The sequence below is a fragment of the Umezawaea sp. Da 62-37 genome, from assembly GCF_032460545.1.
GTDB lineage: Bacteria > Actinomycetota > Actinomycetes > Mycobacteriales > Pseudonocardiaceae > Umezawaea.
Map to the genome: position 1 here is coordinate 10522434 of NZ_CP135965.1, position 12757 is coordinate 10535190.

Genomic DNA, 12757 nt, shown 5'->3' on the forward strand with positions numbered 1-12757 from the left:
TGCCTACGTTCGGTAACCATGAGGATCGGCGTCAAGCTGCCCCACACCGGCTCGGCCACCGGACCATCGGTCCCGGCGCGCGCCCGTGAACTGGAACTCGCCGGGTTCGACTCGCTGTGGGTGAGCGACCACGTCGTGCTGCCCGAGCGGATCGGGTCCTGGTACCCGTTCGACCCCGGCGGCAAGGCGACCTGGCCGACGGACACCCCCTACCTGGAAGCGGTCGTCTCGCTCGCGGCCGCGGCGGCGGTGACCGAACGGGTCCGGCTCGGCACGGCCGTTCTCGTCCTGCCGCAACGCAATCCCGTGCTGCTGGCCAAGCAGGCGGCCACCGTGGACGCGATCTCCGGCGGTCGCCTCGTCCTGGGTGTCGGCGCGGGCTGGCTGAAGGAGGAGTTCGACGCCCTCGGCATGCCGTTCGACACCCGCGGCCCGCGGATGGTCGAGTGGATCCGGCTGCTGCGCGACTGCTGGACCGGCCGCCCCGAAGGACGGTCGGGCGAGCACTACGAACTCCCGCCGGGCACGCTGGTCCTGCCCGCTCCCGCCCGGCCGATCCCGCTGTACGTCGGCGGCCACTCGCCCACGGCGCTGCGCCGCGCGGGCAGGCTCGGCGACGGCTGGCTGGCCCAGCAGTCGCTGCCCGACCTCGACCCGGACGCCCTGGCCGCCGAGATCGGCCAGATCCGCGCCGCCGCGGTGAAGGCCGAACGGGATCCGGACGCGCTCGACGTCGTCCTGCGGATCGTGCAGACCGCCGGGCAGGCGGACGCCGTCGCCCGCCGCCTCGGTGACCTGGCGAAGGCCGGGGTCGGCGAGGTCGTGGTGGACGTCGACGTGGACGACGCCGCGGCCGAGCACGCCGTGCTGAGGGACGGGGCGGGCGGATGACGCTGCTGACCGGACGCCGGGTGATCGTCACCGGTGGTGCCAACGGGATCGGCGCGGTCGTCGCGCGGCGGTTCGCCGAACTGGGCGCGACGGGCGTCGTGCTGGACCTGGCCTCGACGACCGCCACCCCACCGGACGGCTGGACCTCCGCCGCCGTGGACGTCCGCGACGAGGAGTCGACGAGCGCGGCCGTCGCCGAAGCCGTGCGACGGCTCGGCGGTGTGGACGGGGTCGTGGCCGCGGCCGGTGTGGTGCCGTCCTGGCAGCAGGTCGGCGAACTGGACCTCGACGACTTCGACCGGGTGCTGGCGATCAACGCGCGCGGCGTCGCCTGCACGATCAAGCACACCGCCCCGGTGCTCGGCCAGGGCTCCGCGATCACCGTCGTGGCCTCGCTGAACTCCTGGCGCGGCGACCCCAACATCGTGTCCTACGCGGCCAGCAAGCACGCGGCGCTCGGCATCGTCCGGTCCGCCGCGCTCGCGCTCGGCCGCTCGGGCGTCCGGGTCAACGCGGTCGCGCCGGGCCCGATCGCCACCGACGCGCTGCGCGAGCGGATGGAGTCCCGACGGCGCACCACCGGCCTGGGGGTCGACGACGCGCTGCGCCGGGCGGCGGAGTCGACCGCGCTGGGCCGGATCGCCACCGCGGGCGAGGTCGCCGACGTGATCGCCTTCCTCACCAGCGACCTGTCCTCGGCCGTCACCGGCCAGCTGATCAACGTCGACGGCGGAATCCACTAGGGGGAGACGTGTACCTGGACGCGAAGGCGCTCACCGGCCGGACCGTGCTGCTGACCGGCGCGTCCGGCGGCATCGGCGCGGTGACGGCGCGGGCGCTGGCCGCCGCGGACGCCACGGTCATCGCGCACTACCGAACCCAGCGCGAAGGCGCGGAGCAGGCCGTGGAAGACCTGCCGGAGGGGCGGAAGCTGGTGCTCAAGGGCGATCTGGACACCCCGGCCGCCGCTCGGGAGCTGTGGCGCGCGGCGCTGGCCTGGGACCCGGACGTCGACGTGGTGGTGCTCAACGCGGGCGTCATCCCGGACACCCCCTTCGACGGCCCCGACGAGGTGTGGGACGCGGGCTGGCAGGAAGCGCTCCAGGTCAACGTGATCGGCACGGGCGCGCTGATGCGCGAGGCCGCGCGGTACTTCGTCGGCCGCGGGTCGGGCACGATCATCGTGCTGTCGAGCTGGGCCGCGGAACAGGGGTCGCGCCTGCGCGACCTGACCTCCTACGCCGCGTCCAAGGCGGCGGTGCGTAACCTGGCGCAGACGTTCGCGCGGAACTTCGCGAGGGAGGGCCTGCGGGTCTACGTGCTGGCGCCGGGGGTGGTGAACGCGGGCATGGCCATCGCGGGTCAGGACGACGCGCAGACCCGTGCGGTCGCCGACGGCCTGGCGATGGGGCGGCTGGTAGAGGCGGGGGAGATCGCGGCGCTGATCGCGTTCCTCGCCACGGACGCCGTCCCGAGCCTCTCCGGGTCCACAGTGGACGTCAACGGCGCGTCGTACGTCCGGTAGTTCCTTGCGGAGGAGGGCTTTTCGTGATTGACCCGTCAGACGACCCGGTGACCGACGGCGAGACCGCCGGCAGATCCCGCGACTTCGTCCAGTCGCTGGAACGCGGCCTGGCCATCATCCGCGTGTTCGACGCGGAGCACCCGTCCATGACGGTGTCGGAGATCGCCCAGGTCACCGGGCTGACCAGGGCGGCGACCCGGCGGTTCCTGCTGACGCTGACGGAGTTGGGGTACGTCGACGGGAAGAACAACCGGTTCGAGCTGACCCCGCGCGTGCTCGAACTGGGGTACTCCTACCTCTCCGCCCTGTCGTTCCCGGACATCGCGCTGCCCCGGCTGGAGAAGCTGGTCGCCGAGACGTCCGAGGCCAGCGAGGGCTCGATCCTCGACCGCGGCGACATCGTCTACGTCGTCCGGGTTCCGGGCCCGGCGCTGATGACGATCTCGGTCAACGTCGGCGCCCGGCGCCCGGCGCACGCCACCGCGATGGGCAGGGTCATGCTGGCCGACCTGCCGCCGATCCTCATCGAGGACTACCTGCGCCACAACGAGTTGACGCGGATCCTGCCCCGCACCATCACCGACCCCGCGGCGTTCCGGCTGGAGCTGAAGAAGATCCGCCACCAGGGGTACGCGCTGGTGAACCAGGAACTGGAGGAGGGCCTGGTCGCCATCGCCGTCCCGGTCCGCGACCGGATGGGCCGGGCGCGCGCCGCGATCAACCTCTCCACCCACGTGGGCCGCAAATCGGTCGAGGACATGCACGACCTGGTCCCGCTCGTGAAGCAGGCCGCCGCCGACATCGAACTCGGCCTGAGCCACTCGACGAGCTGGGCGGACTAGCGCCTGGTCGCCGGAGCCGGGGGCACCGCCTAGAGCAGGAAGCCCGCGGCCAGCACGTCGTCCGGGTCGAGGCTGTACTGGGCGGTGCCGGTGATCCAGGCCCGGCCGGAGATCCGGGGGACGACGGCGGCGACGCCGTCGACGGTGGTCTCGCCGAGCAGCCGCCCGGTGAACCGGGTGCCGAGGAACGACTCGTTGACGAAGTCGGTGTCGAGCGCGAGTTCGCCCCTGGCGTGCAGCTGCGCCATGCGGCCCGCGGTGCCCGTTCCGCACGGCGACCGGTCGAACCAGCCGGGGCTGATCACCATGGCGTGCCGTGAACGCGTGCCCGACGCGTCCGGCGCGAGCAGTTGCGCGTGCCGGAGCGTCGCGGGCGCGCCGGACGGGTGGGTGAACTCCCCGGTCGCGGCCACGGCGGCGACGACGGCCAGTCCGGCGGCGAGGATCTCCTTGCGGGCCTTGAGGTCGAAGGGGAGGCCGAGTTGGGCGAGGTCGAGGACGGCGCAGTGGTTGCCGCCGTAGACCAGGTCGTAGGCGATGGCGCCGAAGCCGGGGACGTCGACCCGGAGATCCCGCCCCAGCACGAAGGACGGCACGCCGGTGACGGACACCCGCCTGGTGCGGCCGTCCTCGACCTCGACGTCGGCGGTGACGAGGCCCGCGGGCGTGTCGAGCCGGACGGTGGTGACCGGCTCGCGCACCTCGACCATGCCGGTCTCGACCAGTGCCATGGCGACGCCCATCGCGCCGTGCCCGCACACCGGCACGCTGCCCTCGGCGTCCATGTAGACGACCCCGAAGTCCGCCTCCGGCAGGATGGGCGGTTGCAGCAACGCGCCCGCCATCGCCGCGTGCCCGCGCGGCTCGCACATGAGGAACGTCCGGAAGTCGTCCATGTGCTCCAGGAGGTACCGCCGCCGGGCGGCCGTCGAGTCGCCGGGCAGCGCACCCACGCCGCCCGTCACGATCCGCGTGGGCATGCCCTCGGTGTGCGTGTCGATCGCGTGGACCTGCCGTGAAAACCTCAACGCCGCAACCCCTTCGGTTGCCCCCGTGTGTCCACAGTACACACGAGCGGGCGCGGCGGCGGTGAACCCGTCCCCCGTGAGAGCTACCGCGGATGTCCACGCCGCGGGGATGTGCCGGACAGCGCTCTCCCGTTAGCGTCGCCGCATCACAGCAGCGGTCGGACCACCGAGGTCCGGCCACGCCGGGGAGCGGAGCACAAGACGATGAAGACGATGCGCGGCAGGGGAAAACCCGATCTCCTCCGGAGTTCGAGGTTCGCCGCGGTGGTGGTGGCCGCGGTGCTGGCCGGGACGGGCCTGGCGGGCTGCGGTGACGCCGACGACGAGGACGCGCCGCGTGCGGCGGAGTCCACCGGCGCGACCGCGGACACCGGGGCGGTGGAGGGCATCGCGTGGGGGCCGTGCCCGCCCGTGGTAGACGGCGCTACTCGCGATCCCCGGCTGACCTGCGGCCGGGTGGAGGTACCCCTGGACCACGGCGATCCGGGCGGGCGGAAGATCCAGATAGCGGTGTCCAAGCTGCCCACCGCCAAGCAGGGAGCGCGGCGCGGCGTCATGCTGCTGAACCCCGGCGGTCCCGCCGATTCCGGCCTGGACATGCCGGGGGTGATGGCCGCGACCCTGCCCCCGTCGGTGCTGGAGGCCTACGACCTGATCGGTTTCGACCCGCGCGGCGTCTTCAACAGCACCCCGCAGAGCTGCGGTCTCACCGACGTCAACGCCTTCTCCCTCTTCCCCTACCCCGCGCCGGACGGGTCCATCGACCGCAACGTTGAATCGGGCCGCGCCGTGGCCGGGCAGTGCGCCACCAAATTCGACACCCTGAAGTACTTCACCACCGCCAACACCGCGCGGGACATGGACCTCATCCGCCAGGGGTTGGGGGAGGAGAAGATCTCCTACTGGGGCCAGTCCTACGGCACCTACCTCGGCGCCGTGTACCTCGCCCTGTTCGCGGACCGGACCGACCGGGTCGTCCTGGAGGGCAACGTCGACCCCACCAAGGTCTGGCAGCGGTCGACGGGCCTGTGGAGCAAGGCATGGCCGACCGCTTCCCCGACGCCGCGAAGGTCGCCGCCGCCGAGAACGGCGCGCTCGGGCTGGGTGCCACCGCCGACGAGGTCACCAAGACCTACCTCGCGCTCGCCGACCGCCTGGACCGCACTCCCGCCGTATTCCCCGGCACGCCGCTGGCGCTCGACGGGAGCCTGCTGCGCGGCGTCACCTACGGCCTGCTGCTGCACAACCAGCGGCTCCCGGTGCTCGTCCAGTTCTGGAAGGCCGCCCTCGACCTGGCCGACGGCAAGCCCACCGAGGCCGACATCGCGGTGCTGCAACAGGTGTTCGCCGACGAGCCCGCCGTCCCCGGCATTCCCGCGGACAACAAGGCGACCATGTTCCTGGCCATCACCTGCGGCGACGCCCAGTGGTCCCACGTGGTCGGGGACTACGCGGGCCGCATCGCCGCCGAGCGCGCTGCCTGGCCGCTGACCGCGGGCATGCCCGCGAACATCTGGGCGTGCGGGTTCTGGCAGGCGCCGGCCGAGGCCGCCGTCACCGTGACCGACCAGGGCCCGCGCAACGTGCTGCTCCTGCAGAACCGCCGCGACAACGCGACCCCGTGGGAATCGGGACTGGGACTGCGCGAAGCCCTCGGCGGCCGGGCGGCCTTCGTCGGCGTCGACAACGGCGGGCACTACGTCTACAACGAGGGTTCCGCCTGCGCCGACAAGGCGACCGTCGACTTCCTCGCCTCCGGCACCCTGCCGGACAAGGACGTCGACTGCGCGGACGCGAAGCCGAAGCTGCAGTAACCCCCCCATGACCGTCGCCGTGGTCCGGACCGCGGAGGTGTCGACCACGGCGACAACAGGTGTGGCGCGACGATCCGACCGTCGCGCCACACCTTTCCTCATGTGGCAGTGGAAGAGCGCTGCCCGCCTCTCGCGACGTGCGCGCGGACCAGGGGCGCGATCTCGCGGGCCAACCGGGTCACGGACTCCTCCACCTGCCGCTCGGGCAGTCCGCCCCAGTCCACGAGCGCCTGGACGCGGTCGACCCGCAACCGGTCGACCAGGTCGACGAGCTTCCCGGCGACGTGCTCGGACGTGCCGATCATCAGGTGGCGGCCCGGTTCCAGGCCCGCGCGGAACTGCTCCGGACCCACCGTGAACCCGCCTCCGCCGGGACGCTTGGGGCGCAGGAAGTCGTGGTAGTGCGGGTAGGTCTCCAACGCCTCCCGCGTGGTCGCCGCGCCGAAGTAGTGCACCGCCACACCGAGTCGGAGCCGGTCGCCGTACCCTGCCCGGTCGCCTGCCTCGCGGTAGACGTCCGCGAGGCGGGCCAGGTGGTCGACACCGCCGCCGATGTACCCCAGGATCATCGGTAGCCCCAGCAGTCCCGCCCGCGCGGCGCTGGTCGGCGTACCCCCGACTCCCAGCCATACGGGGAGGACCGGCTGCACGGGCCTGGGGACGACCGCGGCGTCGGCGAGCGGGCTGCGGAACCGGCCTCGCCACGTGACGCGCTCGGTGGCCCGGAGCCGCAGGAGCAGGTCGAGCTTCTCCTCGAACAGGGCCTCGTAGTCGTCGATGTCGTAGCCGAACAGGGCGAACGGCTCCGGGTAGGCGCTGCGCCCGACCGTGAGCTCGGCGCGGCCGGAGCTGATCAGGTCCAGGGTCGCGAAGTCCTCGTGCAGGCGCACCGGGTCCAGCGCGCTGAGCGTGCTCACCGAGCTGGTGAGCCGGACGCGGGTGGTGCGCGCCGCGACGGCGGCCAGCACCACGGCGGGGGAGGAGACGACGAACTCGGGGTTGTGGTGCTCCCCGATCCCCACGTGGTCGAGGCCTTCGCGGTCGGCGAGCTCGGCGAGGGCGGTGATCTGGGAGATCCGCTCCTCGGCGGTGCGGTCGCGTCCGTCGACCGTGCGCGGTCGCAGGTCGGTCAGCGACGCGATGCCGATGTCGACCGTCATGACCGCCGCGGCTTCCGGACGGCTTCCTCCGCGTCGACCATGGTCCACTCCTCTCCGTAGTGTGCTCGCTAGTTCATAGTGAGCTATGAAAAGTAGAGTAGCACCCCGAAAAACGTGGTGGGCTACGCTGGGATCCGTGAGCGAGACGGTCGGGAACGGCGCCGGTGCGCACCAAGGGGCGTGCCCGAACTTCCACGCGGCCGTGGAGCTGATCGGCCGCAAGTGGAACGGCGTGATCCTCCAGCAGTTGCTCGAAAGCCCCCTGCGGTTCCTCGAACTGCGCGAACGGATCCCGCGCGTCACCGACGCGATGCTGTCCCAGCGGCTCAAGGAACTCGAGGCCGCCGCCGTCGTCGAGCGCGTCGTGACGACGACGAGCCGTCCGGTCGAGGTGCGCTACAAGCTGACCGCCATCGGCGACCGCCTGGCCCCGGTGCTCGACGCGGTCGCCGCGTGGGGCAACGAATGGGCGGCCCGGGGCCCGTCCGCCTCCTGAGGTCGCCAGACCTGACTCCTCCTTCGTGGCACCCGTGCTTCGTCTATGCCTTCCGACACAGAGTTGTCAGGTGGACATAGGCGTCGATGGCGGAGGGAAGTGGGACCTGGCGCTGGGCGTCAACCTGACCGGCGTGGTCAACGGGATCCAGACCTTCCTGCCCCGCATGATCGGGCGCGGCGCGGGCGGCCACGTCGTGAACACGTCGTCGGGCGCCGGTCTGGTGGCCGACGCGAACGTGCTGTACGTGACCGCCAAGTTCGCGGTGGTCGGGCTCTCGGAGTCGCTGCGGCCGGCGGTCGCCGAGCACGGATCCACACCGGCGACCTGCTGCGGCCCTACCCGGAGCAGCGGATGGCGGACCTGCTCGACTCCGTGCCCGGCGGGGCCCCCTGACCGCTGGGTCGGGTCAGGCGGCGGGCGGGGTGTCCCAGATGCCGGTGACGTTCGTGCCGAACCGGTCCACGACCGCCCGCATGGCCTCGTCGAGGTCGAAGCTGCCGGGGTCGATGAGCGCCTGGAGGTGGATCCCGATGAGCGCCCCGTTGAGCGCCACCGCGAAGGCGTGCTCCCGCGTCGCCGCGGCCTCGGGGTCCGCGTCCCGCGGTCGTTGGACGCGTGCCCAGTGCTCGAGGCCGTCGCGCCGCCGGGCGTCGTCGCCGCGCACCCAGGCGGTGTAATCGGCGAACAGCCCCTCGGCCGCGTCGAGGATGCGACGCCGACTCTCCTCGCCGATCTCGTCGATCCGGCGCTGTCCACGGGAAGCCGCGGTCGACATCCTGGATCGACGCGGCCCGCGGCCACCCCGCGTCCGGTTCGGCTCAGGCGAAGGCGTGGCCGGTGAAGTCGGCGATCGGGACGTACCCGAGCCGCCGGTAGAGGGCGTTGCTCGTGGGGTTGGCGGGATCGGTGAACAGCACCACGTCCGTCGCGCCCGCGGCCAGCGCCGCCCGGCTCACCTCGGCCGTGACGGCGCCCGCGTGACCACGCCCCCGGAACCGGGGCGGGGTGTAGACGGGATCCACCCGCACCATGCCCGCGACCATCGTGGTCGAGGCCGCCATGGCCACGGGGGTGCCCCCGACCTCCCAGAACGCGAAGTGCTTGTCGGCGAACCGCGACCCCGCCCAGGCCTCGGCGTCCAGGCCGGGCGCCTCGCCGACCTCGACGACGAACTCACCGCACCAGCGGATGACCTCCTCGCGGTCCGGCGTCCGTCTCCGGCCTTCCGGGAACGGGTCCGGCGGGGTGAGCGCGCCCAGCCGGTGGAGGCGGACCGCCCAGGTAGGCATCGAAGTCGCGCCGGTGCGCCGCCGCCACGCCTCGGCGAACGCGGTGGAGGTGTCGTGGACCGCGGAGACACCGGAGACGGCGAGGCCCGCGTCGACCAGGTGGGCCGCGAGGGCGTCGGACTGGTCGGGGGAGAGGACCGTGGCGTTCACGCGGAGGGTAGGCAGGCGGTGGAGGCAGGCGCGCACCTCGCCCTCCTCCACCAGCCAGCCGAACACGGTGGTTCCGGCGCCGGGCCCGCGCGTCCGCAGCTTCTCGATCGTGGTCAACGGCGTGGTGTGCAGGGCGGGCCTCGACCGCAGGAACTCCCCGGCCCGTGCGAGGAACTCGTCGAGGTCTTCGGTGAGGTGCCAGCCGTCCGAGCGCATGCCGCATGATCCCGTGCCCCCTCGACCGCCGACGAGGGGGCACGGCGGGCTAATCGGCCCGGAACTCGTAGGTCCCGGAGCCGACGCGGTACCCGGCGTAACCGGGCAGGGTGCTCTCGAACGCGGCGCCGGGCGGAGCGGTGACCTTGCCGCCCGCGCGGACCGGGACGTAGACCTGGCCCGTCGCGCCGACGGGCACGGTGACCCGCAGGGTGAAGCGGTTCCCGTCGCGGGTCCAGGAGGAGCGGACCACGCCGAGAGGGGAGGTGATCTCGGCGGAGGCGGTGCGCAGGTCGCCGACCGGGAAGGGCTGGATCCTGACCTTGGTGTAGCCGGGTGCGGCGGGCTGGATGCCCGCGACGTCCTGGTACAGCCAGTCGTCGACGGTGCCCATGAAGGCGTGCTGGCGGGACCGCGACCCGGCGGGCCACTCCTCCCACATGGTGGTGGCGCCCAACGCCTGGAACCAGTAGCCCCAACCGGGGTAGGTCGGGTTCGTGGCCACGCGGTAGGCGAGTTCGGAGTTCCCGGTGTCGGTGAGCACCGGGAGGATGAGCTTCGTGCCCAGCGCGCCGGTGTTGAGGTGCACGCCGCGGCCGTTGATGTCGCCGACGAGGTTCGCGATCACGGTGGCGCGGTTGGCCACCGGCACGATGCCGAGGCTCAGCGGCAGCAGGTTGGAGGTCTGGCGGTAGCCCGCCGCCGGGTTGTCGAAGTACGCGCCCTTCGACGCGTCGTAGAACGCGGTGTTGAAGGCGGCGGCGATCGTGGTCGCCAGCCTGTCGAAGCGGGCCGCGTCGTCGTTCTGCCCGAGCGCGCGGGCGATCTCCGCCAGGGCCGTGGCGGTCTTGTGGAGGTAGGCGGTGCCCGCGAGCCGCGCGCCCTCGGGGGGCATGGCGAAGCCGGGGGAGAGCCAGTCGGCGTAGCTGCCGCCGGTGTAGACGTAACCGGTCTTCGCGATGGCGGCCTCGAAGAACCCGAGCCACGACTTCATCGCACCGTAGTTGTCCCGCAGCGGCCTCAGGTCGCCGTAGTACCAGTAGAGGTCGCGGTTGACGAGCACGAAGCTCGCGGTCCACACCGGGTCGACGACCTCCTTGGCCCCCACCGTCCCCGGCACGGTCTGGCCGATGTTCCCGCTGGGGGTCTGGTCGTCGCGGTGGGCGCGCATCCAGTTCTCGTAGAAGTCCCGCATGTCGAAACCGGCGATCGCGGAGTCGGCGGCCAGCATGCCGTCGGCGGTGTAGGGCCGCTTCTCGTACATCGGGGTGTCGGTCGGCACCGAGTGCAGGTTGTTGAGGATCGTGTTCGCCTGCGCGGCGTGGTAGCGGTTGAGCAGGTCGCTCGAACTGGTGAAGTCACCGGTCTTGTCGACCGCGGTGTGGACGCGCTGCGCGGTCACCGACTGCACGGTGACCCCCGCGGACGGGACGACCTGGACGTACTGGAACCCGGCGTAGGAGTAGCTCGGCGTGAACGACTCCAGGCCGACGCCCTTCAGCACGTAGGTGTACTTCTGCAGCTGCATTCCGAAGCCGCCGACGTTGTTGACCGTGCCGTCCTCGTTGAGCTTCTCGCCGTAGGTGATCGTCACCTGGCCACCGACCGGTCCGCGCACGGCGACACCCGCCCAGCCCGCGGTCGGGGTGCCGTAGTCGTGGACCGCCGTCCCGGCGACGGGGGTGGTGATCTTCTTGGCCGCGAGGGTGTCGGTCACCTTGATCGGCGGGAACGACTGCGCGGCGAGCTTCCCGGCGGGGGCGGGGACCACGAGCGCGGGGCGCCAGCCGGAGTCGTCGAACCCGACCTGGTTCCAGCCGGGCCGTTCGAGCCGGGCGTCGTAGGTCTCGCCGAACCACAGCGACTCGGACGTCGTGGGGCCGTCGGCGATCTTCCAGCTGCCGTCGCTGAGGACCTGCGTGGTCGAGCCGTCCGCGTAGGTGACGTCCAGTTCGAGCTTCAGCTTCGGCTCGGCGTGCCACGGCGAACTCACCCACTCGTCCGGGTTCGTCATGGCGTAGTAGCCGCGTCCCAGGCTCACGCCGAGCGCGTTGTCCCCGGCCCGCAGCTGCTGGGTCACGTCGTAGGTCGCGTAGAGGTCGGTCTTGTCGTAGACGGTGAACGCCGGGTCCAGCTCGTGGTCGCCGACCCGCTTGCCGTTGAGGTAGAGCTTGTAGTACCCGAGGCCGATGACGTGGACGCGAGCGGACCTGACCTGCTTCGTGGCCGTGAAGCCCTTGCGCAGCAGCGGTTCCGGTGGTGTCGCGGCGGTGACCGAGTTCCCCCACGGACCCGAGCCGTAGGCGGCGGCCACCAGCGCCGCGGGCCACGCCGAGTCGGTGAAGTCCGGCTGCTGCCACCCCGCGGTCTCCACGTCGGACGACTTCCACGCGGCGTCGGTGACGACGTCGACCGGGGCCGCCCCCGCGACCTCGACGTGCAGCTTGCCGACCAGTCCCGACGGTCCGGGCTGCGCGTTGGCGGCCCGGACCGCGACGACGTTGCGCCCCGGACGCAGGACGGCCGTGAGGTCCACGTCGACCGCCGTCCGCCACGAGTCGCCGACCTGCGGCGAACGCGCGATCTCCTGGCCGTTGACGTGCAGGGTGAAGCTGTCGTCGGCGGTGAGCTGGATGTGGGCCGCCGTGACCGCGGCGCCCGCTGGCAGGTCGACCGTCCGCCGGAAGTAGCGGGTGCCGACGGGCGCCGAGTCCGCCGGGTTGCCCTGGGGGAACCAGATCCAGTTCGCGCCCTGGAGCGACGTCGTGACCGGTTGCGCGCGCGCCCCGATCCAGTCGCCGTGGAAGTCGCCCTGGTTCAGGAAGGCGGTCTCGAACCACGTCGCGGCGCTCCACGCCGACACCTGCTGCGCGGCGTCCCAGACGCGGACGCGCCAGTAGTACCGGGTGCGCGACCGCAGGCCGGGTCCGGCGTACTCGACGTCGAACGACCTCGACGACGACACCTTGCCGCTGTCCCACACGTCGCCCGTCCCGTTCGACGCGGACGACACCTGCACCTGGTAGGCCGACTGCTGGGCGCCGAGCACGTTCGACGCCGACTCCCAACTGAGTCTCGGCTTGGCCGCGTCGATGCCGAGCGGCTCCCCTTGGTGTTCGACCGTCAGGCCCTTGACGTCCACCGCCAGGGAGGCGTGCGGCGGCCCGCCGCGCTGGTCGGCCATGACCGGAGCCGGGCCCAGGACCGGCACGGCCAACAGGAGCAGCAACACGGCCGAAGCCCCCACCACACGCGATCGCATCGCATTTCCTCCGTTGGGGGAACGTTCCTCGTCGGCTTGGCCCGCGGTGTTTTGAAACGTTTCATTGATCAGGTCGGGGAA

At 72.2% G+C, this 12757-nt stretch carries 12 protein-coding genes and 2 pseudogenes; 8 read left to right on the forward strand and 6 right to left on the reverse strand.

The window, feature by feature from the left end:
• Positions 1–18: 18 nt before the first annotated feature.
• From RM788_RS47290 to RM788_RS47305, 4 genes are read left to right on the forward strand one after another with little or no spacing between them, the layout of a single operon-like run.
• Positions 19–891, forward strand: coding sequence for a TIGR03619 family F420-dependent LLM class oxidoreductase (locus RM788_RS47290; RefSeq protein WP_315927634.1), 873 nt, complete (start codon positions 19–21; stop codon positions 889–891).
• Complete coding sequence (locus tag RM788_RS47295; protein WP_315927636.1) at positions 888–1634, forward strand: SDR family NAD(P)-dependent oxidoreductase; 747 nt, start codon at positions 888–890, stop codon at positions 1632–1634. The genes RM788_RS47290 and RM788_RS47295 overlap by 4 nt, the downstream gene beginning before the upstream one ends.
• 8 nt (positions 1635–1642) lie before the next feature.
• The gene (locus RM788_RS47300; RefSeq protein WP_315927638.1) at positions 1643–2416 is read left to right on the forward strand and encodes an SDR family NAD(P)-dependent oxidoreductase; all 774 of its coding nucleotides are present in this window, start codon (positions 1643–1645) and stop codon (positions 2414–2416) included.
• A 23-nt stretch (positions 2417–2439) separates the two neighbouring features.
• Positions 2440–3258 (forward strand): IclR family transcriptional regulator domain-containing protein, encoded by an 819-nt coding sequence (locus RM788_RS47305; protein ID WP_315927640.1) that lies wholly within the window; start codon positions 2440–2442, stop codon positions 3256–3258.
• 29 nt (positions 3259–3287) lie between these two features.
• Here RM788_RS47305 and RM788_RS47310 read toward each other — a convergent pair whose 3' ends face one another.
• Together RM788_RS47310 and RM788_RS47315 are read right to left on the reverse strand one after the other, a co-directional pair.
• Positions 3288–4286 carry a proline racemase family protein gene (locus RM788_RS47310; protein WP_315927642.1) on the reverse strand — a complete coding sequence of 333 codons (999 nt, stop codon included), beginning with the start codon at positions 4284–4286 and terminating at the stop codon, positions 3288–3290.
• Positions 4287–4432: 146 nt separating this feature from the next.
• Positions 4433–4675 carry a hypothetical protein gene (locus tag RM788_RS47315; protein WP_315927644.1) on the reverse strand — a complete coding sequence of 81 codons (243 nt, stop codon included), beginning with the start codon at positions 4673–4675 and terminating at the stop codon, positions 4433–4435.
• Positions 4676–4895: 220 nt separating this feature from the next.
• On the opposite strand from RM788_RS47315, the pseudogene RM788_RS47320 reads away from it, so the two are divergent.
• Positions 4896–5291, forward strand: a pseudogene (locus RM788_RS47320) (alpha/beta fold hydrolase); the annotation flags it as partial.
• 35 nt (positions 5292–5326) lie between these two features.
• Complete coding sequence (locus RM788_RS47325; RefSeq protein WP_315927645.1) at positions 5327–6100, forward strand: alpha/beta hydrolase; 774 nt, start codon at positions 5327–5329, stop codon at positions 6098–6100.
• 98 nt (positions 6101–6198) lie between these two features.
• Here the strand turns inward: RM788_RS47325 and RM788_RS47330 are convergent, their stop codons facing one another.
• Entirely contained in the window at positions 6199–7260 is a 1062-nt protein-coding gene (locus tag RM788_RS47330) for an LLM class flavin-dependent oxidoreductase (RefSeq protein WP_315927647.1), read from the reverse strand.
• Positions 7261–7396: 136 nt separating this feature from the next.
• Between RM788_RS47330 and RM788_RS47335 the strand changes: the two genes are divergently transcribed.
• Together RM788_RS47335 and RM788_RS53290 are read left to right on the forward strand one after the other, a co-directional pair.
• Positions 7397–7756 (forward strand): winged helix-turn-helix transcriptional regulator, encoded by a 360-nt coding sequence (locus RM788_RS47335; RefSeq protein WP_315927649.1) that lies wholly within the window; start codon positions 7397–7399, stop codon positions 7754–7756.
• A 70-nt stretch (positions 7757–7826) separates the two neighbouring features.
• Positions 7827–8090, forward strand: a pseudogene (locus RM788_RS53290) (SDR family oxidoreductase); the annotation flags it as partial.
• A gap of 75 nt (positions 8091–8165) precedes the next feature.
• Here RM788_RS53290 and RM788_RS47340 read toward each other — a convergent pair.
• The 3 genes from RM788_RS47340 to RM788_RS47350 are packed head-to-tail and all read right to left on the reverse strand — an operon-like array spanning position 8166 to position 12676.
• Complete coding sequence (locus tag RM788_RS47340; RefSeq protein WP_315927651.1) at positions 8166–8534, reverse strand: hypothetical protein; 369 nt, start codon at positions 8532–8534, stop codon at positions 8166–8168.
• A gap of 43 nt (positions 8535–8577) precedes the next feature.
• Positions 8578–9414: a GNAT family N-acetyltransferase gene (locus RM788_RS47345; RefSeq protein WP_315927653.1), complete on the reverse strand. Its 837-nt coding sequence runs from the start codon at positions 9412–9414 to the stop codon at positions 8578–8580.
• Positions 9415–9463: 49 nt separating this feature from the next.
• On the reverse strand, positions 9464–12676 hold the full coding sequence (locus RM788_RS47350; RefSeq protein WP_315927656.1) for a family 78 glycoside hydrolase catalytic domain: 3213 nt from the start codon (positions 12674–12676) through the stop codon (positions 9464–9466).
• Between the last annotated feature and the right edge of the window lie 81 nt (positions 12677–12757).